We start from the raw sequence: 22,778 nt of genomic DNA, 5'->3' as shown, positions 1-22,778 counted from the left end.
AGAGCCGCCCGGGCCGGGCAGCGGCGCCGCCGGGCCAGGGAGGCCGCGAGGCCCGGGACAGCAACCGGGCCAAGGGAAGGGGCCGCGAACAGGGAAGGCAGCCAGGCAGGGAAGGCCGCCGGGCCAGGGGAGGCGCGGGGAGTGGTCAGACCGCCGGCGAGACCGGGGCGTCCGGGTGCTCGGCCGTGCCCAGCGCCGCCAAGTCCAGATCGCTGACCTTCGGGTGGGCCTCCCGGTACGCCGCCCAGCAGAAGCCGATCAGGGCGATGAGCGCGAAGCACCACCACTGCACGACGTAGCCCGCGTTCATCGTCGAGTCCTGGTGGTCGACTGGGATGGCGCCGAACGACGCGTTGTTGGCCGTCGGTTTCTGCGTGTTGAGGGTCACGTACCCGCCGCGCAGCGGGTACGGCACCGCACCGGCCAGCTTCTGCGGAGAGATCCGGCGCACGGTCAGCTTCCCGTCGGTGCGGATGGCCGTCTCGGCCTTGCTCTCCGGCAGGTGTACCAGCCCGACGACGGTCACCTCACCTGCCGGCGCGGGCGGTACGGCCGGCAGGGTGAGCGCGGCCCCCGACGGCGCCGGAGCCAGCCAGCCGCGGTCGACCAGTACCGCCGTGCCGTCGGCCAACCGGAGTGGATCAAGGATTTCGAAGCCGACCTGGCTGTTCAGCGTGCGTTCCCGGGCGATGATCTCGTGCCCCGGGTCGTACCGACCGGTGATCGTGACCCGGGTCCAGGCGGCGTGGTTCGCCGGCGCCTTTCCGACCGCCATGATCTGGTCGGCGGGTACCGGAGCGGCCTGGGAGGCGGCGTCGATCCGGGCGTTGGCGTCGGCGCGCTGGTGGTACCGGTCGAGCTGCCAGAACCCCAGCCCGACCATGATCGCCGCCAGCACCACCATCAGGGCGGCGAAGGCGATCCACCTGGGCGCGGCGAGGAACCGGTACACGTCGTTCAACGCTACCGGCAACGCCACCCGGCCCTGCGTTGGGTATCGTCACATTGCCGTGACCTAGGTCCATCCCTGCCGGCCAGGATCGACAAGCGTTGCCCCGCAGCCGCGAGGAGCCATCGATGAGCGCCACTCCGAGGGTCATGATCGCCGCACCCTCCTCCGGTAACGGCAAGACTGCCGTCGCCGTGGGAGTGCTGGCCGCGCTGCGTGCGCGCGGCCTGACCACCGCGGGCTTCAAGGTCGGTCCGGACTTCATCGACGCGGGCTACCTGGGCATGGCCGCCGGCCGACCGGGCCGCAACCTGGATCCCGGGCTGGTCGGCGCCGCGCGGCTGCCCGCGCTGTTCGGGCACGGCGCCGCCGGCGCCGAGATCGCGGTGATCGAGGCGACCATGGGCCTCTACGACGGCCTGTCCGGGCACACCGACGTACCGTCCAGCGCGCAGGTCGCCGAGATGCTCAAGGCGCCGGTGGTGCTGGTGGTCGACGTCGCCGCGATGGGCCAGTCCGTGGCCGCGGTGGTGCACGGCTTCCGGGTGTACGACGAACTGCTGTGGCTCGGCGGCGTGATCCTCAACCAGGTCGCCTCCGACCGGCACGAGCAGGTCCTGCGGGAGGCGCTCGACGACATCGGCGTGCCGGTCCTGGGCGCGCTGCGCCGCCGCGAGCTGTCCGGCGTCGCGCTGCCGTCCCGCGCCGACGGGCTGGTCCCGATGATCCACCGCAGCACCGACGCCACCCGGTCGCTGCGTCGCCTCGCCGAGGTGATCGGCGGCGCGGTCGACCTCGAGCAGCTGATCAGGCTGGCGCGTTCGGCACCCGATCTCGGCGGGGAGGCGTGGTCTCCGGCGGGCGCGGTCGGCCCGTGGGTGCCGCCCGGCGCCGCCGTCGCGCCGACGTCCCCGACGCCGTGGTCCGCTCCGGTGACCACGCCCGGGCCCTGGCAGCCGCCGCTCGCCGGGCCGGCCGGGGTGGGACCGGGAGCGGTCGGGCCAGGAGCGGTCGGGCCAGGAGCTGTCGGGCCGGGCGGTGCCGGAGCCGGCGTGATCGAGATCGGTGCCGGGGAGCCGGGCGCCGGCGGGTACCGACCGGTGGCGTTCGGGCCCGGTGCCGTCGGGCCGGTAACCGGAGGGCCGGTCAGCGGTGGGCCGATCAGCGGCGCGCCGGTGACCGGTGGACCGCTGCTCGCCGGCTCGGGCGCCTGGTCGTACCCGCCCGCCGCGGGTTCGCCGTCGATCCCCGCCGGTCCGGCGTCACCGGCCGGTGGGCCGCCGCCGGTGGTCGCCGGGGCCTGGCCGGTGCCGTCCGCGCCCGGACCGTCCTCGCCCGCGGTCGGGCCGGGGGCGATCATCGCCCCACCTCCCGGCAGCCCCCGCCCGATGATCGCGGTGACCGTGGGCTACGGGTACGCGGAAAACGCCGAGCTGCTGACCGCGGCCGGTGCCGAGGTGATCAGCCTCGACCCGCTGCGGGACGAGACGCTGCCCGACGGGGTGCGCGGGCTGGTCGTCGGTGGCGGGCTTCCGGAGGGGTACCTCGACGAGCTGTCCGCCAACGGCGGGCTGAACCTCGCCGTGGCGCGGCTGGCGGCCGCCGGGTACCCGATCGTGGCCGAGGGCCCCGGACTCGCCTGGCTGTGCCGGGAGTACGACGGCCGGCCGATGTGCGGGGTCATCGACGCGGCGGGGCGGACCAGTGAACACCTCGTCATCGGGTACCGCGATGCTACGGTACGGTCGGTTTCGCCGGTGTTGCCGCCGGGTACCCGCGTCGTCGGCTATAAACAACATCGTGGCCTGGTGAGCCCCCGGGCGGGTGAGCATCCCGCCTGGTCATGGCCGGGCGGAGCGCCGGAGGGTTTCGTGTCGGTTGGGCTGCACGCGTCGTACTTGTGCCTGCACTGGGCGGCCGCGCCGGAGATGGCGGTGCGGATCGTGGCGGCAGCCGCGGCGGGCGGTACTCCGTCGATGAGGTTGGCATCTTGAGTTCCGCGGCCCTGGGCGCCGGCGTCCTGCCGGTGCGGGCCTTTCCGCAGCTGACCGTGGCCACTCCCCGGCTGGACGTGCGCGGCCTGGTCGCCGACGACGCCGTCGACGTCACCGAGCTGTTCACCGACAAGCAGATCAAGCGGTGGCTGCACTTCCCGGCCGAGTCGGAGCCGATCGACGGCCTGGCCTGGTGCACGGAGCTGGCCCGGGAGCGGCGCGACAGCGGGGCCGGCGACCACTACGCGGTGGTACGGCGCGAGGACGAGCGCGTCGTCGGCCTGATGTGGACCCGACGCACCGACTGGGCGGCCTTGTCCACCGAGATCGCGTTCGCGGTCAGCCCGCACGCACGCGGGTTCGGCGTGGCGGCCGAGGCGGTCGACGCGCTGACCATCGCGCTGATCCTGGAGCACGGCTTCCAGCGGGTCGAGTTGCGGGTGGTACCCGGCAACAAGGCGTCCCGCCGGGTCGCGGAGAAGGCCGGCTTCGTCTACGAGGGACTGCTGCGCAACGCCGGCCACGTCCACAGCGGGCGGGTCGACCTGGAGATGTGGTCGCTGGTCGCCGGCGACCTGCGCTGAGCCGCTGGCGATCCGCGCTGAGGCCGCCGACGGCCTTCCGCTGAGGCCGCCGGCGACCGGAGTGTCGTCCCGGGGACGGGCTAGCCCGTCTGGGGCGTACCCACGATGTTCGGCGGCGGCGGGGTGAAGTTCGCCACCGGTACGCCGGCGAGCGCGTCATGGATGGTCAGCGCCACGGTGTCGACCGGCTTCTCGGACTGCGCGTCGCCGACCGCGTTCGCCGGTTCGTCCGGGTCGGCGATGAAGCTGGCCCCGGCCAGCTGCGGGGTGATCCCCGCGAACCAGGCCGCCCGGGTCGAGTCGGTGGTACCCGTCTTGCCGGCGAACGGCCGGCCCGCCGCCCCGTACGCTCCCGGTGCCGTCGACCAGCTGCCGCACGGGCCGGTCGCGGCGTTGTACCCGGTGGTGCAGCGCATCGCGTCCACCGCGCCGCGCGCCACGTCCTGGGACACGGCCTGATGGCAGCGGGGCGCCGCGACCGGTACCTGGGTGCCGTCGGCCCCCTTGGTCATGACCGGCTTGCCGTCCGGCCCGTTGACCGCCAGTACCGGCATCGGTTCGCAGTACTTGCCGTCCGCCGCGATGGCCGCGTAGGCGCTGGCCATCTCCAGCGGCGTGGTGTCCGCCACGCCGAGCGTGAACGATCCCCAGCCGGGTGCCTTCTGCGCCGACGCCTGCTCCCGGTCGACGTCGGTGTGCCAGGTCAGCCCGAGGCGTTCGGCCATGCTCACCGCGTTCTGCGCGCCGACGCGCTCCTCGACCTGGATCCAGTACGTGTTGACCGACTCACCCCAGCCCGACCACATGGTCTGGTACCCGGTCATGGCCGCGCTCGCGTTCGACGGGCAGTAGTAGATGCCGCAGGCCGACCCGCCGGCACCGCCCAGGTACTGCGTCTTGATCGTCATGGGGGAGTAGATCTTGGTATTGAGCGTCATCCCCTTTTCCAGCGCGGCCAGCATCGTGAACAGCTTGAACGTCGAGCCGGCCTGGTACCCGTTGATGCCGCCGCCGCCGAGCAGGGGAGTGACCGTGTTCGGATAGTTACCCTTGACGTTCGCCGCCCGGTTGTCCGGCGACGTGCTGGGCCCGTTGGCGGACGTGTCCAGCGAGTATTTTCGGTTGACCGCCATCGCCTTGATCAGGCCGGTGCCGGGCTCGACGAACACCGAGCCGAGCGCGAACGGATCGTTGACGGTCGACGCGGACAGCGTCCGGGCCATCGCGGCCGCCTGGGTCTTCGGGTCGAGAGACAGCACGATCGAGTACCCGCCCGTGCTCAGGTTCTCCAGCCGCTCGTCGGGGTTGCTGCCGAACGCCGGCTGCTGGGACCACCAGTTCTTGAGCTCGTCGCAGAAGAAGCCGTAGTCGTTGTGGTCGGCCGGTACCGACACGCAGTCCTTGCCGAGCGTGGACAGGTGCAGCGTGATCGGGGTCGCCTTGGCCTGTTTGGCCTCCTGCGGGGAGATGTACTCCAGCTGCTGCATCCGGTCGATGACGTAGTTGCGCCGGTTGAGGGCGGCGCCCTGGTCCGACCCGGTCGGGTCGTACGACGACGGAGCCTGAACCAGACCGGCGATGAGTGCCGCCTGGTCGAGCGTCAGATCGGAGGGGGATTTGGAGAAGTACGTCTCGGCGGCGGAGTGCACCCCGTAGGCCCGGTGACCGAAGTACGCGATGTTCAGGTACCCCTCGAGGATCTGCTGCTTGCTCATGCGCTTTTCCAGGTCGAGCGCGAGCTTCATCTCCCGGACTTTGCGGTCGGCGTTCTGTACGGTCGCGTCCACCGACTGCTGAGGAGTCGTGGCGCCGTCCCGCAGCGCGTTGCGCACGTACTGCATGGTCAGCGTCGAGGCACCCTGGGCCACCGCGCCGGCCTGCTGGTTGGCGACGAACGCGCGGATCGTCCCCTTGAAGTCCACCCCGTGGTGCTGGAAGAAGCGCGAGTCCTCGGCGGCGACGATGGCCTCCTGCACCAGCGGCGAGATGCCGGACAGTGGCGTGTACTTGCGGTCTTCTTCATAGAATGTAGTGAGCAATGTCTTGCCGTCTGATCCGTAGACGTATGTCGTCTGCGGCGACGGCTTGATGGTCAACTCATCGGGCATCCGCTCGTACGCGTCAGCGCCGAGCTTGGCGACGAGCCCGATCGCTGCTGTCGCCGGATAGGCGATGGCGGCGATGGCGAGCGAAGAGACGAGGACCAGGCGGACGAAACGCTTTCTGCGTTCGGCTTGGGTGAGGGCGTGCTTGACCACCTATTCAAGATAGGACATAGCATCTTATGTCGTGATTAAAAGTCCGCCAGATTGAGCTAACTCTGACTGGCACGATCGACGCTATGACACTCAAGAGGCGGTCACCTGACCGCGACGCCTCGCCGCCCAGCGCCGCTGGCGGTTCGACGGCCCTCGGCGCCGCTGGCGACCGCGGGACGAGTCTCGGCTTTCACGGCGACGCCGAAGTGGCGGATGGCCTGGTCGATCTGGCGGTCAACGTACGCCAGGATCCCCCGCCGGACTGGCTCGCCGAACCGATCGCGGCATCCTTGCGCGACCTCGCCCGGTACCCCGATCCCGCGCCGGCCCGCGCCGCGATCGCGGCGAGACACGGCCGCCCGGCCGGCGAGGTGCTGCTGACGGCGGGTGCGTCCCAGGCGTTCACGCTGCTGGCCCAGGCGCTGCGAGCGGTACGCCACCCGCTGGTGATCCATCCCCAGTTCACCGAGCCCGAGGCGGCGCTGAGGGCCGCCGGCCACTCGGTACGGCGGCTGATCCTGCGGCCGGAGGACGGCTTCCGGTTGGACCCCGCCGCGGTACCCGAGGACGCCGACCTGGTGATGGTCGGCAACCCGACCAATCCCACCTCGGTACTGCACCCGGCCGAGGCGATCGCCGCACTGGCCCGGCCGGGCCGGGTGCTGGTCGTCGACGAGGCGTTCGCGGACACCGTGCCGGGCGAGCCGGAGTCGCTGGCCGACCGGCGTGACCTGCCCGGGCTCGTGGTGCTGCGCAGCCTCACCAAGACCTGGGGGCTCGCCGGGCTGCGCATCGGGTACCTGCTCGGCGAGCCCGAGCTGGTGAGCCAACTGGCCGCGGTACAGCCGCTGTGGCCGGTGTCCACCCCGGCGCTGGCCGCCGCGCTCGCCTGTGCCGGACCGGCCGCCCGGGCGGCGGAACGGGCGATCGCGGCGCACCTGACGGTGGACCGTGAGTACCTGACCGATCGCCTGGCGAAAGTCGTCGGCGTCGCCATGGTCGGGCTGCCGACCAGCTCGTTCGTGCTCATCCACGTCGAGGACGGCGAGCGCGTCCGGATGGACCTGCGGGCCCGGGGCTTCGCGGTACGCCGCGGTGACACGTTCCCCGGCCTGGGCCCGGACTGGCTGCGGGTCGCCGTGCGGGACACCGGCACGACGGACGCCTTCGTCGAGGCGCTGGACGCGGTCATCGGTTCGGCCGCCGACGCCGCCGGGAACCAGGGGGCGGCAGGAGGCGGCCGGGGGCGATAGCGCAGGCTAGAGGGCCAGGATCGCCCCCCGACCGAGGAGTACCACGTGCTTGATCAGACCATCGGCCAGATCCGGCCGCTGGACGGCGCGGCCATGGCCGCCGCCAGGGACCGGCAGGCCCGCCTGACCAAGCCACCCGGCTCGCTCGGTGCGCTGGAGGAGCTGTCCGTCCGGCTCGCCGGCCTGGCCGGCGCCTGCCCGCCCCCGTTGCCCGAGCCGGCGGCGGTAGCCGTGTTCGCCGGCGACCACGGCGTGCACGCGCAGGGCGTCAGCCCGTGGCCGCAGGAGGTCACCGCGCAGATGGTCGCCAATTTCCTGTCCGGTGGGGCGGTGGTCAACGCGCTGGCCCGGCAGGTCGGCGCGACCGTGACAGTGATCGACGTCGGGGTGGCCGCGACCCTCGACCCGAATCCCGCCCTGGTCATCGCGAAGGTCCGGCCGGGTACCCGCGATCTCACCGTCGAGCCGGCGCTGACCCGTACCGAGGTGCTCGCCGCCCTCGACGTGGGCATCACGACGGCCGGGAGGCTGATCGACGGCGGCGCCGGGGTGCTGGTCACCGGCGACATGGGCATCGCGAACACGACTCCGGCGGCCGCCCTGATCGCGGCGTTCACCGGCGCCGATCCGGCCACGGTCACCGGCCGGGGCACCGGCATCGACGACGAGACGCTGGCGCGCAAGACGAAGTTGGTCGCGACCGCCCTCGCGGTGCACCGGCCGGATTCCGCGGACCCGGTCGGCGTACTGGCCGCCGTCGGTGGCTGCGAGCATGCCGCGCTGGCCGGGTTCATGCTGGCCGCGGCGGCGCGGCGGGTACCGGTGATCGTGGACGGCGTCATCGCGCTGTCGGCCGCGCTGGCCGCCGTCGCGTTGTGCCCGGACGCGCTCGGCGCGCTGGTCGCCGGCCACCGGTCGGTGGAGCCGGGCGCCTCGGTCGCGCTGGCGCACCTCGGGCTGGAGCCGGTGCTCTCGCTGGGCATGCGGCTGGGCGAGGGTACCGGTGCGCTGCTCGCGGTACCGGTGGTGGCCGGGGCGGTACGGGTGCTCCAGGAGGTCGCCACCTTCGACTCGGCGGGAGTGACCGAGAAGTGAGCAGCCTGTACCCGGTCGGCCTGCGCCTTTCCGGTAGGCGGGTGCTCGTGGTCGGGGGCGGTGCGGTGGCCAGCCGGCGGGTGCCGGCACTGCTCGACGCGGGTGCCGAGGTGGTACTGGTCAGTCCCGAGATCACCCCCGCGCTGCGGGCGCTGTCCGACGCGGGGCGAATCCACTGGGTACCGCGCCGGTTCGAGCCGTCCGATGTGGACGGTGCCTGGCTGGTACAGGCTGCGGTGGACGAGCCCGCCGCGGCTGCGGCGGTGAGCGAGGCGGCCGAGGCCCGGCGGGTGTTCTGCGTCCGGGCCGACGACCGGAGTGCCGCGACCGCGTGGACCCCGGCGGTCACCCGGCACGGACCGGTGACCGTGGCCGTGCTCGGCGGAGGCGACCCGCGCCGCGCGATGGCGGTACGCGACGGCATCCGGCAGCGGCTGATCGACGGCACGCTCGACGCCGGCCCGTCGCCGGTGCGCCCCGGCGTCGCGCTGGTCGGTGGCGGGCCCGGCGACCCGGAGCTGATCACGGTGAAGGGGCGGCGGCTGCTCGCCGCGGCCGACGTGGTGGTCGTCGACCGGCTCGCGCCCGGCCTGCTGCTCGACGAGGTACGACCGGACGTCGAGGTGGTCGACGCGTCGAAGATTCCGTACGGGCCGGCACGCACCCAGTCCGAGATCAATCGCATCATGATCGACCGGGTACGAGCCGGCAAGTTCGTCGTCCGGCTCAAGGGCGGCGACCCGTACGTGTTCGGCCGGGGCGGCGAGGAGTTGCTGGCCTGCGCCGAGGCCGGCGTACCGGTGACCGTGGTCTCCGGGGTAACCAGCGCGATCGCGGCACCGGCGGCGGCCGGCATCCCGGTGACCCACCGCGGCGTGGCGCACGAGTTCGTGGTGGTCTCCGGGCACCTCGCCCCCGGCGACCCGGCCGGGCTGGTGGACTGGCCGGCGCTCGCCCGGCTGCGCGGCACCCTGTGCGTCCTGATGGGCATGCGGCACCTGGCCGCGATCGTGTCGGTGCTGCTCGAACACGGCCGCCCGGCACATACGCCCGCGGCGGTGGTGCAGGAGGGTACGACCGGCGACCAGCGATCGGTCCGCGCCCCGCTGTCCGATCTGGTACGGGTTGCCGAGGGCGCGGGCCTCCGGCCACCGGCCATCATCGTGATCGGAGAGGTGATCGGCGCGCTCGACTGAACCAGTGCAAACACTTGCACGAATGATGCATTACGCTTGCACGCATGACGCGACGTCTCGCTGAAGTAGCCAAGTATGTCGGGGTGAGTGAGGCAACGGTGAGCCGCGTGCTCAACGGGAAGCCGGGGATCTCCGAGGCCACCCGTGCGGCCGTGCTGACCGCGCTCGACGTGCTCGGGTACGAGCGGCCGACCAAACTGCGCGGTGAGCGGGCCCGGCTGGTGGGGCTGGTCCTGCCCGAGCTGCAGAACCCGATCTTCCCGGCCTTCGCCGACGTCGTCGCCGGTACCCTGGCCATCCGCGGCTTCACGCCGGTGCTGTGCACTCGCACCGCCGAGGGTGTCTCCGAGTCGGACTACGTCGACATGCTCCTGGACCAGCATGTCTCCGGCGTCATCTTCGCCGGTGGCCTGTACGCGCAGGCCGACTCCGACCACGACCACTACTTCCGGCTGCATGAGCGCGGCCTGCCCGCCGTACTGGTCAACGCCGCCATCGAACACCTGGGTTTCGCCCGGGTCGCCACCGACGACGCGCACGCCGTCGACCGCGCGTACCAGCACCTCGTGTCGCTCGGCCACGAGCGCATCGGCCTGGTCCTCGGCCCCGCCGACCACGTGCCGTCGCACCGGAAGCGGGGCGCGTTCCTCAAGCGCATCGGCGCGGGACCCGACGACCCCGAGGTGGCCGAGCGGACGATCTACTCGATGGACTTCTCCATGGAGGGCGGTCACGCGGCCGCCGGAGCATTGGTCAAGCGCGGGATGACCGGACTGATCTGCGCGAGTGACGTGCTCGCGCTGGGAGCGATCCGGGCGGTACGGCGGCTGGGGCTGTCCGTGCCGGACGACGTCTCGGTCGTCGGGTTCGACGACTCCAACCTGATGAACTGCACCGATCCGCCGCTGACCACGGTGCGCCAGCCGATCGAGGCGATGGGGCAGGCGGCGGTCGCGCTGCTGGTGAGCCAGATCGCGGGCAACCCGGTACCGGCCGACGAGATGCTCTTCGACCCAGAGTTGGTGGTACGCGGCTCGACCGGCGCGGCTCCGTCCGGCAACCGGGCCGAACGGGTAACCGCCCAGGTCGGCGCGGACGGCGCCGCTTCCTGACCCACCCTCTGCGAGACGCTTTGCTCTGCTTACCTGGACGCAACACGTGGGCCCATGAACGTTGCGTCCAGGTAAGAGCCTGTTGGCAAACCCAGCTGACCGGCTGCGCCGCGCCCAGGCGGCGACCGGCGGCGTTGTCGGCTCGCCCGGATACAACACCGGTATCCGGGCGAACCTCCGCCTTGCCGGACGCAGCCTGGCTCGCGGCTCGCTCGGCCAGAGGTCTGCCAACAGGCTCTTACTCATACGCAACGTTGATCGCGATTTCCGATGCGTATAGGTAAGCAGAGCAAAGCGTGCGGCAGAGGGGTATGCCCGCGGCGGCCCGAGGCCCGTGCGACGGCGGTGCCGCGACTGTGCGACGACGGTGCCGCGGCCGTGCGAAGGCCGCGCCGCGCCAGGCGGCGGCCGGGCGGCTCAGCTCGTCTCGCCGGCCACACTGAACGACCGAAGCCGGTCGATGGCCAGCAGCGCGCCACCGACCAGGAACACCCCGGTCATCGCGATCGCCGCCGGCAGGCCCACGTGAGCCTTGATCAGATCGTTGGGCGCGATCGCGTGGGTGACGGTCAGCGCGTACTGGTGGATGGACAGCACCCGGGTGCCGGTCAGCACGTTGCCCAGCAACGCTTCCCAGATCAGCACGTACAGCAGGCCGACCAGCACCGGCCGCCGGGTGAGCAGGCTCATCGCCAGGAACACCCCGCTGTATCCGAGGGCCGCGACGAGGCAGGCCACCGCGAGCGCGACCCCGAACCGGACGGAGTCGACGAGTACGCCGACGATGAACATCGGTACCGCCGAAGTCACCGCGGTGATGCCGGCCGCCACCACCAGCTTCGCCACGATGATCTGGTGCCGGGGCAGTGGCTTCGCGAGGATGTGCACCACCGTCCCGTCGTCGATCTCGGAGCCGAGCACACCGGTACCCACGATCAGCGCGATCACCGGGACCATCACGGCGAAGCCCATCCCGTCGATGACCGACGGCGCCCAGTGGTCCGGGGCGACTCCGGCGCCCTTCGCCGCCAGGGTCAGCACGAGCAGCAGCACCGGTAGCGGAAACAGCAGCAGGAAGCGCCGCCGGCCGAACAGGCCACGGGCGGTGATCCCGGCAATGGTCAGATTCATCGCGTCACACTTTCTCGATCGGACCCGCGGGCCCGTCGGCGGCGCCGGTTCCCCATCGGTCGGTCAGCCCGGCGGTCAGGCCGTTATCAGGTAGGCGAAGACGCTTTCCAGCGACTCGTCGGACGGGATGAGCTGACGTACCCGCAGCCCCTCGCGCAGCGCGATCTTCGGCAGCGCCCGGGTGAACGCGCCGTAGTCGCCGGCCCGTACGGTCAGGCCGCCCTGGTCGAGGTCCAGTCCGTTGACCGATTCTTCGTGCATCAACGCCACCGCGAGGCGCCGGTCGTCGGTCGAGCGGATCGCGAACACGTGCGGCCGGTGCGTCATCAGCCGGCGGATGGTCCGGTAGTCGCCCGAGGCCGCCAACCGCCCCGCGACGATCACCTGTACCGTCCCGGAAACCTCCTCGACCTCCTCCAGGATGTGCGAGGAGAACAGCACCGTGCGGCCGGAGGAGCCCATCTGGTGCAGCAACTCCATCATGTGCAGCCGCTGGCGGGGATCCATGCCGTTGAACGGCTCGTCGAGCAGCAGGATCTCGGGGTCGTGCACCAGCGCGGCCGCCACCCGGGTGCGCTGCCGCATCCCCTTGGAGAACGTCTCGATCCGGCGGCTCTGCGCGTCGGTCATCTCGACCAGCTCGATCGCCCGCCGGGCGGCCTGCTCCGGCTGCGGGAGCTTGTGCAGCTTCGCGCTGGCGAGCACGAACTCCCAGGCGGTCAGGAAGCCGTGCACCGCCTCCCGCTCGGAGACCAGGCCGAGGTGCCGGTATATCCCCGGGTTTCGCCAGGCCGGTTCGCCGCCGATCAGAAGCTCGCCCTGGGACGGCGCGAGGAACCCGGACATCATGTGCAGCAGCGTGGTCTTGCCGGCACCGTTCGGGCCGAGCAGGCCGGTGACGCCAGAGCCCAGCGTCATCGTCACGTTGTTGATGGCGACGACGTTGCCGTACCAGCGGGACACGTTGGTGAGTTCGACGGTCTTCATCAGGCGGCCACTTTCCGGTACCGGGCGAGGAGAAGCGCGACGTACGCGACCAGCAGCACGACCGCGACGGCGAGGTAGACGACGCCGTAGTCGCCGATGTCGACCCCGGTGTTCCTGCCGTACAGCCAGCGCTCCAGGCCCTCGATCAGGGTGACCGGGTTGATGACCGGGCTGACCTTGCCGATCGCGCCGCCGAGCGTCGCCAGCACGACGGCCACCGGCGCGGTCACCAGGTACACCCCGGCGATCACGGCCGCGGCGACCGCACGTCGGCTGGAGAGCGAGGCGAGCAGAACGGCGAGGGCGGAGAAGGCCACGGCGGCGATCGCCGCGTAGCTGACGCCCTGCCCGAAGTCGTGCAACTCGTCCAGGAGCCCGCTCATCCCGTCCTTCCGGGAGAACACGCCGCCGATGAACATCAGCAACTGCGGGCTGGCGAGCAGCAGCCAGGCCGCGGTGGTCATCGCGCCCAGCTTCGTGAGCGCGTAGTCGCTGCGGCTCAGCGGCCTGGAGAAGTACAGCGGCAGCACATGCGCCCGCAGATCCCGGGAGACCAGTTCCGGGGCCACCACGGCGAGGAACAGCAGGGTCGGCATGCTGACGGTGTCGGTGAACTGGAGGTACCCGAGCAGTGCCGTGCCCGACTGGCCGCGCACCGCGACTGCGACGGTGGCGATCATGAAGACCAGCGCGACGACCAACCACGGAAAGATCTTCGACTTCGCGCTGCGGCCGAGGCCGAAGGCCGCCCGCAGGCTGTGCACGTACAACGACCGTGCGGCGTAGCCGCGGCCGAGTCGCGGCCCCTCGTAACGCTGGTATCCGATGTCGTGAATGACCCCGCCGGACGGCTCTACCGGCGCCGCCTGGGTGGGCACGATGTCAGCTGGCACGGTTTTCCACCTCTCGCGGCTGGGGCTGCGCCGAGAACAGTTCGGCGACCCGGTGCCGCCGCTGGTCGAGCCGGTGCAACGGCAGGTCGAGTTCGGCGACCGTACCGAGGATGACGTCGTAGGTCTGGTCGGACTCCAGCGGTACCAGCAGGATCCGCCCCTCCCGGGTGACCGGCAGCCCGGCCCGGGCCAGCCCCGCCTCCAACCGCTCGGTGCCCTCGTCCACCTCGATGGCGAGCACGTCGCGCTGCACGGTCATCGCGGAGATGCGGTCCGCGCGCAGCAGCTTCCCGGAGTCGATCGCGACGAGGGAGTCGCAGATGCGCTCGACCTCGCCGAGCAGGTGCGAGCAGACCATCACCGAGATGCCGAACTCGGTGCCGATGCGGTGCACCAGCGCGAGCATCGCGTCGCGGCCGGCCGGGTCGAGCCCGTTGGTGGGCTCGTCCAGCAGCAGCAGATCGGGATCGTGGACCAACGCCTGAGCCAGCTTCACCCGCTGCTTCATGCCGGTGGAGTATCCGCCGATCTGCCGGTACCGCTCCTCGTACAGGCCGACGTGGCGCAGCGCCTCGGACGCCCGTTCGCGGGCGGCGGTGCGAGGCAGCCCGCTCATCCGCGCCATGTGCGTGACGAACTCGGCGGCGACCATGTCGGGCGGCAGGCTGTCATGCTCCGGCATGTAGCCCACCCGACCGCGGATCGCCTCGCCGTCTCGGGCCGGGTCGAGGCCGAGCACACGGATCGTGCCGGACGTCGGCGAGGACAGGCCGAGCAGCGTCTTGATCAGGGTGGACTTGCCGGCCCCGTTCGCGCCGACGAGGCCGATGATGCCCGGCTCGATGTCGACCGTGAAGGCGTCGAGCGCGGTTACCCTTGGGTAGCGTTTGGTGAGCGACCGTGTTTCGATCAATGCCACGTCACAGACTGTACGGGTCTGGGCGACTGCCGTGGGTCCGGGCGCTCCCCTGGTGTCTCCCTGAACCCGCCCCCTAGGGAGGCTCGCTCGCGGCGACTCAATCAGCTCGTGGCGGACCGTCAGCTCGTGGCGGACCGTCAGCTCGTGGCGGCGCCGTCCGCGACGACGACGTCGTAGTGCGTGACGACCGGATCGAAGCTCAGCAGGGCGGCCTGTGCCTCGGGCGCGACGATGGCCGCGGTGGCGTCCGGTCCGGCGAAGCCCTCGATGGCCTCGACCGTGTCCCACATCGTCAGCACCCGGATCTCGGTGGCTTCCCGGTTGTCGTTGCGCAGCAGGTATCCGCCCCGGAATCCGACCATCGCCCGCAAGCCGGGCAGGACCGACCCGACGAAATGAGTCTCATACCAGTCGGCCCCGCTGGCGGTGGCGGTGGCGGACCAATGCCGTGCGATCATCACGAGCCCCCGTGTCCTCGTCGACCCTCATGCTCTCACGGGATTCCGGCTCGCGGGTGAGCGTCCGATTCGTTCAAGACCGCGGGGTACCGGCGCCGATACCGTCGCGGGCATGACCGTCACATTTCACTTCATCGGGTTCGTGGTCGACGACATGGCCCGCTCACTCGCCTTCTATCGCCGCCTCGGGCTGCCAATACCCGCCGAGGCCGACGGGCAGCCACACGTGGAGCTGACCCTCGACAGCGGCACCACGCTGGCCTGGGACACCGTCGAGACGGTGCGCTCGTTCGATCCCGGCTGGACGCCACCGACCGGCAGTCCGCGAAGTGGACTCGCGTTCCGTTGCGGCGACCCGAGCGAGGTCGACAAGCTCTACGCGGAAATGGCGGGAGCCGGGTACGACGGGCACCTGCCGCCCTGGGACGCGTTCTGGGGCCAGCGGTACGCCAGCCTGCACGACCCGGACGGCAACGCAGTCGACCTGTTCGCCCCGACCGGCGAAACCCCGGGCAGCGAGACCCCGGGCGCCGAGACTCAGGACAAGAGCTAACCAGCGTTCAGCTCCGCAGCAGGGTGCCCAGCGGCACGCCGGCCAGCGCTCGCACCTCACGCGACAGGTGAGCCTGGTCGGCGTATCCGGTGGTCGCGGCCACCTCGGCGAACGCGACGCCGTGCCGGGCCAGTGCGACCGCCCGGTCGAAACGCAGCACCCGGCCCAGCGTCTTCGGCCCGTACCCGAACAGCGCCAGGCACCGGCGGTGCAACTGCCGCTCGCTGAGCCCAAGCCGGTCGGCGACCAGGCGGACCGGTCTCCCAGCCCGCAGCGACGCGACGATCGCGCCCTCCACCACGGCCGGACCCGGATCCGGGGCACCCATCGCGGACAGCGCGGCGGTCTCCAGCACCCGCGCCGGGTCGGCCGCCTCGGCGAGTCGCGCACCGAGCCGGAGGACCGCCGACGGCCGCCACAGCGCCTCGAGCTCGACCCGCACGTCGCGCACCTCGCTGGCCGGCACGCCGAGCACGGCCGGCCCGGTGCCGGGAGCGAACCGCAGCCCGAGATAGGTCGCGCCCGGCGCGCTCTCGGCCAAATGCGCCCGGGTGTCGGGGCCGGCGACCAGCAGGGCGCCGGCTGCCCAGATGATGTCGAGACAGCCGTCGGGCAGGATGCGGTCGCTGGTCGCACCGGCGCCCACCGTCTTGCTCCAGATCACGGCGCCCGGAACCAGCCGCGACTTCCACTCGCGGTACACAGACTCCCTCTCTCGGTGCACCCCGTCAGCATGGCACCAGGGTGCGACACGTTAGTCGAGGTCCGTGCGCGGCTCCCAGTAGGTCTCGACCGGGTAGCCGTCCGGATCGAGGCACTTGAACGAGACCATGCCGGGCTCGTCTTCGTACTCCACGATCCGGTACCCGTCCCCCGACAGCAGCGCGTGCAGCGCGCGCACCGGTTCCGGGGCATCGAGCTGGAATCCGAAGTGCAGGAATGGCGGCACGCTCACCGGCTCGTCGGCGGCGTGCAGGGCGAGGTCGAAGCCCTCACCGTCGCGGATGATGATGGTCCCATCCGGGTACCGCGTTGCGGTCGCCGGATCGAACCCGAAGTAGTTCGCGTAGAACCGCTGGCTGCGCGCCTGGTCGGCGACCAACAGTCCGAGATGTCGCAGACGCATACCCCGATGCTCACAGCCCGCGTGGTTGGCGTCAAAGGGTAACCTGTCGGCCGACCCGAGAGGAGCTTCTTTGAACAGCCCTTACCCCTCGCAACCGCCCGGCGACCAGGGCTACCCGCCGTCGGCGGGGTACCAGCAGGGCGGCTACCCGCCCGCCGGGTACCAGCAGCCGTCCGGGCAACAGCAGCCGGGCTACCCGCAGGCTGGTTACCAGCAGGCGAACTACGAGCAACCGAATTACGAGCAGCCGAACTACGACCAGTCCGGCTACCAGCAGCAGGGCTATCAGCAGCCCGGCTACCAGCAGCCGTACCAGCAGCAGGGCTATCCCCAGCAGCCCGGCTACCCGCAGCAGGGCTACCAGCAGGGCGGCTATCCGCCAGGCGGTTACCAGGGCGGTGGCGGCGCGGCCATCGCGGTGACCACGAAGTTCTTCGTGATGGCGTTCATGCTCTTCTTCTTCAAGCCGAAGATCTTCGTCGACGGCCGGGAGATCGGGGCCGCCATCTGGGGCCGCAACACCATCCCGGTCGCGCCGGGCCAGCACCAGGTGCACGTGCACGTGCCATACTTCCTGCCGTCACAGATCGGCAAGTCGGACGTCGTGGTCAACGTCGCGCCTGGCCAGACGGCCGAACTGGAGTACAAGACTCCGCTGTGGGTGTTCGCCCAGGGATCGCTGGGGCCGCCTCCGCAGAGCTACAACGGCAAGTGGCTCTACTGGGTGATGGGCGCGGTTCTGCTCGTGCTTATCTTGTGTTGCTGCGGCACTGAGCTGCTGAACCACTGAGGGGTGTCGCCCTGGTCCCGCACCCCGGACGGGACCAGGGCGACCCGCTCAGCGCGGGACGAAACGACCGGAAGGGCCCGAATGTACGACGCAATGATGGCGGAGACGGTAAAGATCAACGGTCACCAGGGAGACGAGGTCGAGGCGTACCTGGCCCGTCCGCTGACCCCGGGACCGTCCGGGGGCGTGGTGGTCATCCACCACATGCCGGGGTACGACCAGTCGACGAAGGAGATGGTGCGCAAGTTCGCCGCGCACGGGTACGCGGCGATCTGCCCGAACCTGTACTGGCGGGAGGCGCCCGGCGCGGCACCCGACGACGCGGCGGCGACCGCCCGTGCCGCCGGCGGTGTCCCGGACGAGCGACTGATCGGTGACGTCGCCGGTGCGGCCGCCTACCTGCGCGGGCTCACGTCGTCCAACGGCAAGGTCGGCGTCATCGGCCACTGCTCCGGCGGCCGCCAGGCTTTCCTGTCGGCGTGCGAACTCGACCTCGACGCCGCGGTGGACTGCTACGGCGCGTTCGTGGTGAACACCCCGCCGGAGGGCTCGCCGTTGAAGGTACGCCCGGTGCTGCCGCTCGCCGAGAAGCTGAGCTGCCCGGTACTCGGGCTGTTCGGCGCGGACGACCAGTTCCCGGCCCCGGACGAGGTCGCGACGCTGGAGGCGGAGCTGACCAAGCTGGGCAAGGAGTTCGAGTTCCACAGCTACGAGGGCGCCGGCCACGCCTTCTTCGCCGTCGACCGGCCGAGTTACCGTCCGGCCGCCGCGGTCGAGGGCTGGCAGCGCATCTTCGAGTTCTACGGCCGCACGCTGGCCGCGTAAGGAGAGTTCCATGTGCACGTACCTGACCCAGTCCGGCCCGATCGACGGCAGTGGCAAGGGGCCTAACGGCTGGTTCACCCTCACTCAGGCCACGGTGTATGTCGACCACCCGCAGCACGCGCCCTACGAGCACACCGTCAACATCGACCTGGCCAACCCGAAGCTCGGCCCGGCCGCCCGCGTCGGGCTGGAGCTGACCGAGGAGGGGGCGCTGGCGCTGATCGAGTCGATCCGTGCGGCTCTCGCCTCGGCACCGCCCGGACTGGCCTCCGCCAACGGTCCGGCCCGACCGGTCGCCGCCTGACCGGCCCGTTCCACCCGACTGAGAGCACAAACCCAGAGCACGACACCGGCCGGCGCCCGCGGGCGCCGGCCGGTCGCTTTCCGAAAGCAGCGCCGCCGATGCGCGACGCCGGGCCGGGCGGTGACGCCGAATGAGGATCGGCCCTCAGCCGGCGAACGGCCGGGTGGGCAGGCCGGCGACGCCGGGCCGGGCGCGGAACACCGCGCCCGCCTCGGGCTGGCTCCCCGGCTCGACGTCCTCCCGGGACGTTGTGATGTACAGCTCCGCCAGGCCCGGTCCGCCGAAGGTGCACGCGGTCACCTGGCTGACCGGAAGTTCCAGGGCACCGTCGAGCATGCCGTCCGGCCGGTACCGGTGCACCGCGGAGCCGCCGTACAGCGCGACCCACACGTACCCGTCGCTGTCGACGGTCAGCCCGTCGGGCAGCCCGAGCGCCTCCGGGATCCGCACGAAGGGGCGCCGGCCGGTGAGCCCGGATCCGGAGTCGTAGTCGAAGACGTCGATCCGGTGGGTCTTGCTGTCGGTGTAGTAGGCCCGGCTGCCGTCCGCGGTCCAGGCGAGTCCGTTGGAACAGCTGACCTCGGACCACATCGGGGTGACCGAGCCGTCCGGGTCCAACCGGTACATGCTGCCGGCACCGGGTGCCGCGTGGTACTCCATCGAGCCGCAGTAGAACCGGCCGTCCGGATCGCAGCCGCCCTCGTTCATCCGTACCGTCGGGTCGGACCACAGCGGATCGAGCGCCCGCACCGTACCGTCGCCGTCGACGAGCACGAACCCGCGTTCCACCGCCACCACCATGCCCCCGCCGGTACGGGGCCGGAACGCGGCCGCCACCGCGTCCAGGTGCAACCGGTCCGCCTGCTCACCGGTCGCGTCCAGCGACACGATGTCGCCGGCCAGCATGTCGACGAACCGGAGCCCGTCCCAGCTGTCGGCCCACACCGGCCCCTCGCCGTGGTGGGCCAGCGGCTCGGTGAACTGCTGAACTTCTTCGCTCATGCCGAATCCTCGCTACGCTGCGGTCCGGCATGAGGCACATATTCGCTGCAACTCTGATTCGCTCGCTGACGCTCGCTCATTAGTGCGACTCCCTCGGTACCTCATGGCCCCGGCTCCCGCGCAGGAAGTCGAAGTCGGCGCCTTCCTCCGCCTGCAGCACGTGCTGCGTGTAGAGCCACGCGTACCCGCTGGTCGGACCGTCAACCGGCCGGCGCCACTCCGTCGCGCGCCGGGCCAGCTCGTCATCGGGGACGTCCAGGTTCAGCGTGCGGGCCGGTACGTCCAGCGTGATGGTGTCGCCGGTGCGTACCAACGCGAGCGGGCCACCGAGCGCGGCCTCCGGCGACACGTGCAGCACGACCGTGCCGAATCCGGTGCCGCTCATCCGGCCGTCGCAGATGCGCACCATGTCGTTGATCCCCCGGCGCAGCAGCTTCGTCGGCAACGCAACGTTGGACACCTCCGGCATGCCCGGGTAACCGCGCGGCCCGGAGTACCGGATGACCAGGATGTCGTCGGGCTCCACGTCGAGGTCGGGATCGTCGGCGACGGCGTGGTACGCCTCCGGCGAGTCGAACACCAGCGCCCGGCCCCGGTGCTTCATCAGGTGCGACGACGCCGCCGACTGCTTGATGACCGCCCCGCCCGGACACAGGTTGCCGCGCAGCACCGCGGTCCCCGACCCGGGCGGCTGGAGCGGAGCGTCCAGGGTCCGGATGACGTCCGGGTTCCAGCACTCGGCCGGGGCGACGTTCTCGCCGATCGTCGCGCCGGTCACGGTCACCTGGTCGGTGTTCAGCAGGCCGCCGGACGCCAGCTCGCGCAGTACGACCGGCAGGCCGCCGGCGTAGCAGAAGTCCTCCATCAGGTAGCGGCCGGAGGGCATCAGGTCGACCAGCGTCGGTACCGGGCGGGACAGCGCGTCGAAGTCGTCGAGGTTCAGCTCGACGCCCAGCCGGCCGGCGAGCGCGAGCAGGTGAATGATGGCGTTTGTCGACCCGCCGATCGCGGCGTTGGCCCGGATCGCGTTCTCGAAAGCGGCGCGGGTCATCACCGCGCTGGGTCGCAGGTCCTCCTCGACCATCGCGACAATCCGCTGCCCGGCCTGTTGCGCGGTCTCCATCCGCCGGGAGTCCGCGGCCGGCCACGCCGCCGAGCCGGGCAGCTGCATGCCCAGCGCCTCGGCGACACAGGCCATGGTCGAGGCGGTGCCCATCGTCATGCAGTGCCCGTTGGAGCGGGCCATGCAGCCCTCGGCGACGTAACACTCCTCCTGCGTCATCCGGCCGGCCTTGAGGTCCGCCTCGAACTTCCAGACGTGCGTGCCCGAACCCACGTCCGCGCCCTGGTATTTCCCGTTGAGCATCGGACCACCGGTCACCATGATGGCCGGCAGGTCGACGCTCGCCGCGGCCATCAGCAGGCCGGGCGTCGTCTTGTCGCAGCCGGACAGGAGCACGACGCCGTCCAGCGGGTTGGCCCGGATCAGCTCCTCGGCCTCCATCGCCAGCAGGTTGCGGTACAGCATGGTGGTCGGGCGCATCAGGGTCTCGCCGAGCGCCATGACCGGGAACTCCAACGGGAAGCCACCGGCCTGCCAGACACCCCGCTTGACCGCCTCGGCGACCCGGTGCAGGTGGGCATTGCACGGGGCGAGTTCCGACCAGGCGGTGGCGATCCCGACGACCGGGCGACCGTCGAAGACGTCCGGACCGAATCCCTGGTTGCGCATCCACGACCGGTACACCATGCCGGACCGGCCGGTGGCACCGAACCAGGACTGGCTGCGCCGGACAGTTCCCTCAACACTCATCCGGAAACCCTACGTCTCAACCCGCTCCTTACGCACCGGTCGCCCACGGCTCGGTACGCGTGGTAACCGGCCGGCCGGTGCGCACCGACTCCCCGATGGCGAGGCCGATCAGGTGATCCTGGCAGCCTTCGGCCAGCGGGTACGGTTCCGGCGCCTCGCCGCGTGCCCACAGGCCGGTACGCCGGGCGAGGTCGGCCACCGCGAGGTCGTCGTCGGACAGGCCGGAGCCGACGAACGGGTTGCGGTACACCACGTCGCCGTCGAAGCTGATGTGCTTGAGGTCCAGGCCCTCCAGGTTCAGGTCGTGACCGGTCTGCCGGCGCGTCAACGCCGACTCGACCGGGGTACCCGGGTCGACCAGCCGCACCACCCGGTCGTCCACCAGCTCACCGAGCGAGCCGCGCACCACGATCCGCCGGGAGCGCAACGGGTTCCACCACTGGTTGTCGGTGAAGTCGTACAGGCCCATGCGGCCACCGAAGTCGATGGTCGCCAGGGTCGTGGTCGCCTGCTTGGGCGCGTCGTCCCCGGTCCAGCCGGCCGGCGTCAGCGGGTCGGCCAGCGGCGCGACGAACGCCTTCGCGTCCACCTCGGCCTCGTCGTACCCGACGCCGAGCAGCCCACGGATCAGGGAGACCGCGTGGTACAGGTGCGTCGAGGAGAGCTGGACCGAGGTCGGTTCGCCGATCACCCCGGCCGCGACCAGCGCGCGCCGCGCGGCGTGGCCGGGCATCAGCCGGTACTGCTCGGCGACCTGCACCAGGCCGCTGCCGCCGACGTCGGCCCACAGCGCGCGCAGGCCGTCCAGGTCGGGGGCGGGCGGCGTCTCGGCGAGTACCGGTACGCCGAGTCCGACCACCTCGCGGGTGGCGTCCGGGGTCACGTCCCAGGGCACCGACACGATGACGTAGTCCGGGCGCCGCGCGGCGAGCAGGTCCGGCACCGTACGGAACGTCGGCACGTCCCACTCGGCCTCGATCTCGGCGCCCCGGGCGGCGGTGCGGGTCACCACCCCGGTGGCTCGCAACTGGTCGGGCAGGCGCCTGGCCAGGCGCAGGAAGAACTGCGTCCGCCAACCGCTGCCAACCAGTCCGAAGCTGACCGCCGCGGTTCCGGAGTTCTTCGCGGATGATGTCATCGATGGCCCTCACTTGATGCCGGCAACCTGGGTGAGGACCATCTTGCTCACTCACCCCGTACCTGATCAAGAAGCCGAGGGCGCTCTACGCTAAGAACCTCCCGGATTGAGGGGGTTGACCAGGTCCGGGTGGTTGGCCGCGAACTGCTGGAGCTTGTCCTCGCGCAGGGCCTTCCAGAGGGCGGGCGCGTCATCGTCGGGCATCACGTACGAGGTGTCGTCCACCATGTCCGGGTGGGACGGGGTACGCAGGCCGACGAGCGAGTTGGCCTTGATGCCACGCATGGCGAGCAGCAGGTCGGTCACCGAGACCCCGTTGGTGTCCATCGTCGTCGCCTGTCCGATGTCGTGCACCACCCGGTCGGCCTTGAACGGGTTGCTCAGTGTGCCGGCCGACG

Annotated in this window: 22 protein-coding genes and 1 pseudogene; 10 read left to right on the top strand and 13 right to left on the bottom strand. The window is 71.3% G+C overall.

All coding sequences use genetic code 11. From position 1 onward, the window contains the following. Positions 1-145 precede the first annotated feature (145 nt). The gene (locus tag Raf01_RS42080) at positions 146-979 is read right to left on the bottom strand and encodes an SURF1 family cytochrome oxidase biogenesis protein (RefSeq protein ID WP_239134395.1); all 834 of its coding nucleotides are present in this window, start codon (positions 977-979) and stop codon (positions 146-148) included. 98 nt (positions 980-1,077) lie between these two features. Here Raf01_RS42080 and Raf01_RS50210 point away from each other — a divergent pair, with 98 nt between their 5' ends. After that, positions 1,078-2,943 (top strand): nucleotide-binding protein, encoded by a 1,866-nt coding sequence (locus tag Raf01_RS50210; protein ID WP_239134394.1) that lies wholly within the window; start codon positions 1,078-1,080, stop codon positions 2,941-2,943. Then, the gene (locus tag Raf01_RS42065; RefSeq protein WP_203923787.1) at positions 2,940-3,527 is read left to right on the top strand and encodes a GNAT family N-acetyltransferase; all 588 of its coding nucleotides are present in this window, start codon (positions 2,940-2,942) and stop codon (positions 3,525-3,527) included. Before Raf01_RS50210 ends, Raf01_RS42065 begins: the two co-directional genes overlap by 4 nt. 80 nt (positions 3,528-3,607) lie before the next feature. Here Raf01_RS42065 and Raf01_RS42060 read toward each other — a convergent pair whose 3' ends face one another. After that, entirely contained in the window at positions 3,608-5,785 is a 2,178-nt protein-coding gene (locus tag Raf01_RS42060) for a transglycosylase domain-containing protein (RefSeq protein WP_203923730.1), read from the bottom strand. A gap of 83 nt (positions 5,786-5,868) precedes the next feature. Here Raf01_RS42060 and cobC point away from each other — a divergent pair, with 83 nt between their 5' ends. Genes cobC through Raf01_RS42040 form a run of 4 tightly spaced genes read left to right on the top strand, consistent with a single transcriptional unit; the run spans position 5,869 to position 10,441 of the window. Then, positions 5,869-7,038, top strand: a complete 1,170-nt coding sequence (cobC, locus tag Raf01_RS42055; protein WP_203923729.1) for an Rv2231c family histidinol phosphate aminotransferase CobC — start codon at positions 5,869-5,871, stop codon at positions 7,036-7,038. A gap of 45 nt (positions 7,039-7,083) precedes the next feature. Further along, positions 7,084-8,133 (top strand): nicotinate-nucleotide--dimethylbenzimidazole phosphoribosyltransferase, encoded by a 1,050-nt coding sequence (gene cobT, locus Raf01_RS42050; protein WP_203923728.1) that lies wholly within the window; start codon positions 7,084-7,086, stop codon positions 8,131-8,133. Continuing rightward, a complete protein-coding gene (cobA, locus tag Raf01_RS42045) occupies positions 8,130-9,329 on the top strand; it encodes a uroporphyrinogen-III C-methyltransferase (protein WP_203923727.1) in 1,200 nt (399 codons plus the stop codon). The genes cobT and cobA overlap by 4 nt, the downstream gene beginning before the upstream one ends. A gap of 44 nt (positions 9,330-9,373) precedes the next feature. After that, entirely contained in the window at positions 9,374-10,441 is a 1,068-nt protein-coding gene (locus tag Raf01_RS42040; RefSeq protein ID WP_203923726.1) for a LacI family DNA-binding transcriptional regulator, read from the top strand. A gap of 417 nt (positions 10,442-10,858) precedes the next feature. Here the strand turns inward: Raf01_RS42040 and Raf01_RS42035 are convergent, their stop codons facing one another. From Raf01_RS42035 to Raf01_RS42015, 5 genes are all read right to left on the bottom strand, one after another. Further along, the gene (locus tag Raf01_RS42035) at positions 10,859-11,572 is read right to left on the bottom strand and encodes an ABC transporter permease (protein ID WP_203923725.1); all 714 of its coding nucleotides are present in this window, start codon (positions 11,570-11,572) and stop codon (positions 10,859-10,861) included. 75 nt (positions 11,573-11,647) lie between these two features. Continuing rightward, entirely contained in the window at positions 11,648-12,559 is a 912-nt protein-coding gene (locus Raf01_RS42030) for an ABC transporter ATP-binding protein (protein ID WP_203923724.1), read from the bottom strand. Further along, the gene (locus tag Raf01_RS42025) at positions 12,559-13,452 is read right to left on the bottom strand and encodes an ABC transporter permease (RefSeq protein ID WP_239134393.1); all 894 of its coding nucleotides are present in this window, start codon (positions 13,450-13,452) and stop codon (positions 12,559-12,561) included. Before Raf01_RS42025 ends, Raf01_RS42030 begins: the two co-directional genes overlap by 1 nt. Further along, positions 13,442-14,371, bottom strand: a complete 930-nt coding sequence (locus Raf01_RS42020; RefSeq protein ID WP_203923723.1) for an ABC transporter ATP-binding protein — start codon at positions 14,369-14,371, stop codon at positions 13,442-13,444. Before Raf01_RS42020 ends, Raf01_RS42025 begins: the two co-directional genes overlap by 11 nt. A 137-nt stretch (positions 14,372-14,508) precedes the next feature. Further along, complete coding sequence (locus Raf01_RS42015) at positions 14,509-14,829, bottom strand: antibiotic biosynthesis monooxygenase family protein (protein ID WP_203923722.1); 321 nt, start codon at positions 14,827-14,829, stop codon at positions 14,509-14,511. A gap of 112 nt (positions 14,830-14,941) precedes the next feature. Between Raf01_RS42015 and Raf01_RS42010 the strand changes: the two genes are divergently transcribed. After that, entirely contained in the window at positions 14,942-15,382 is a 441-nt protein-coding gene (locus tag Raf01_RS42010) for a VOC family protein (protein ID WP_203923721.1), read from the top strand. Between the two features lie 7 nt (positions 15,383-15,389). Here the strand turns inward: Raf01_RS42010 and Raf01_RS42005 are convergent, their stop codons facing one another. Together Raf01_RS42005 and Raf01_RS42000 are read right to left on the bottom strand one after the other, a co-directional pair. Continuing rightward, a complete protein-coding gene (locus Raf01_RS42005; protein WP_203923775.1) occupies positions 15,390-16,085 on the bottom strand; it encodes a helix-turn-helix domain-containing protein in 696 nt (231 codons plus the stop codon). 51 nt (positions 16,086-16,136) lie between these two features. Next, complete coding sequence (locus Raf01_RS42000; RefSeq protein ID WP_203923720.1) at positions 16,137-16,508, bottom strand: VOC family protein; 372 nt, start codon at positions 16,506-16,508, stop codon at positions 16,137-16,139. A gap of 70 nt (positions 16,509-16,578) precedes the next feature. Between Raf01_RS42000 and Raf01_RS50205 the strand changes: the two genes are divergently transcribed. The 3 genes from Raf01_RS50205 to Raf01_RS41985 all read left to right on the top strand — a co-directional run bounded on the left by Raf01_RS50205 (position 16,579) and on the right by Raf01_RS41985 (position 18,427). After that, positions 16,579-17,298 carry a hypothetical protein gene (locus Raf01_RS50205; RefSeq protein ID WP_239134392.1) on the top strand — a complete coding sequence of 240 codons (720 nt, stop codon included), beginning with the start codon at positions 16,579-16,581 and terminating at the stop codon, positions 17,296-17,298. Between the two features lie 96 nt (positions 17,299-17,394). After that, the gene (locus Raf01_RS41990; protein ID WP_203923719.1) at positions 17,395-18,123 is read left to right on the top strand and encodes a dienelactone hydrolase family protein; all 729 of its coding nucleotides are present in this window, start codon (positions 17,395-17,397) and stop codon (positions 18,121-18,123) included. A 10-nt stretch (positions 18,124-18,133) separates the two neighbouring features. Further along, positions 18,134-18,427, top strand: coding sequence for a DUF6295 family protein (locus Raf01_RS41985; protein ID WP_203923718.1), 294 nt, complete (start codon positions 18,134-18,136; stop codon positions 18,425-18,427). 144 nt (positions 18,428-18,571) lie between these two features. Here the strand turns inward: Raf01_RS41985 and Raf01_RS41980 are convergent, their stop codons facing one another. The 4 genes and pseudogenes from Raf01_RS41980 to Raf01_RS41965 all read right to left on the bottom strand — a co-directional run. After that, on the bottom strand, positions 18,572-19,429 hold the full coding sequence (locus Raf01_RS41980; protein ID WP_203923717.1) for an SMP-30/gluconolactonase/LRE family protein: 858 nt from the start codon (positions 19,427-19,429) through the stop codon (positions 18,572-18,574). A 79-nt stretch (positions 19,430-19,508) separates the two neighbouring features. After that, on the bottom strand, positions 19,509-21,242 hold the full coding sequence (locus Raf01_RS41975) for an IlvD/Edd family dehydratase (RefSeq protein WP_203923716.1): 1,734 nt from the start codon (positions 21,240-21,242) through the stop codon (positions 19,509-19,511). A 28-nt stretch (positions 21,243-21,270) separates the two neighbouring features. Then, positions 21,271-22,380 (bottom strand): Gfo/Idh/MocA family protein, encoded by a 1,110-nt coding sequence (locus tag Raf01_RS41970; protein WP_203923715.1) that lies wholly within the window; start codon positions 22,378-22,380, stop codon positions 21,271-21,273. A gap of 90 nt (positions 22,381-22,470) precedes the next feature. Continuing rightward, a pseudogene (locus Raf01_RS41965) lies at positions 22,471-22,778 on the bottom strand (hypothetical protein); the annotation flags it as partial.

This window comes from Rugosimonospora africana (genome assembly GCF_016862975.1).
GTDB lineage: Bacteria > Actinomycetota > Actinomycetes > Mycobacteriales > Micromonosporaceae > Rugosimonospora > Rugosimonospora africana.
The sequence above is the reverse complement of the archived record's forward strand: the minus strand, read 5'-3'. Positions and strand labels throughout refer to the sequence as shown.

Coding starts and splice junctions, on each gene's coding strand:
- Raf01_RS42000 (WP_203923720.1), bottom strand. CDS start 16,508: ATGCGTCTGCGACATCTCGGACTGTTGGTCGCCGACCAGGCGCGCAGC.
- Raf01_RS50210 (WP_239134394.1), top strand. CDS start 1,078: ATGAGCGCCACTCCGAGGGTCATGATCGCCGCACCCTCCTCCGGTAAC.
- Raf01_RS41985 (WP_203923718.1), top strand. CDS start 18,134: ATGTGCACGTACCTGACCCAGTCCGGCCCGATCGACGGCAGTGGCAAG.
- Raf01_RS41990 (WP_203923719.1), top strand. CDS start 17,395: ATGGCGGAGACGGTAAAGATCAACGGTCACCAGGGAGACGAGGTCGAG.
- Raf01_RS41980 (WP_203923717.1), bottom strand. CDS start 19,429: ATGAGCGAAGAAGTTCAGCAGTTCACCGAGCCGCTGGCCCACCACGGC.
- Raf01_RS42040 (WP_203923726.1), top strand. CDS start 9,374: ATGACGCGACGTCTCGCTGAAGTAGCCAAGTATGTCGGGGTGAGTGAG.
- Raf01_RS42015 (WP_203923722.1), bottom strand. CDS start 14,829: ATGATCGCACGGCATTGGTCCGCCACCGCCACCGCCAGCGGGGCCGAC.
- Raf01_RS42010 (WP_203923721.1), top strand. CDS start 14,942: ATGACCGTCACATTTCACTTCATCGGGTTCGTGGTCGACGACATGGCC.
- Raf01_RS42035 (WP_203923725.1), bottom strand. CDS start 11,572: ATGAATCTGACCATTGCCGGGATCACCGCCCGTGGCCTGTTCGGCCGG.
- cobC (WP_203923729.1), top strand. CDS start 5,869: ATGACACTCAAGAGGCGGTCACCTGACCGCGACGCCTCGCCGCCCAGC.
- Raf01_RS42030 (WP_203923724.1), bottom strand. CDS start 12,559: ATGAAGACCGTCGAACTCACCAACGTGTCCCGCTGGTACGGCAACGTC.
- Raf01_RS41975 (WP_203923716.1), bottom strand. CDS start 21,242: ATGAGTGTTGAGGGAACTGTCCGGCGCAGCCAGTCCTGGTTCGGTGCC.
- Raf01_RS41970 (WP_203923715.1), bottom strand. CDS start 22,380: ATGACATCATCCGCGAAGAACTCCGGAACCGCGGCGGTCAGCTTCGGA.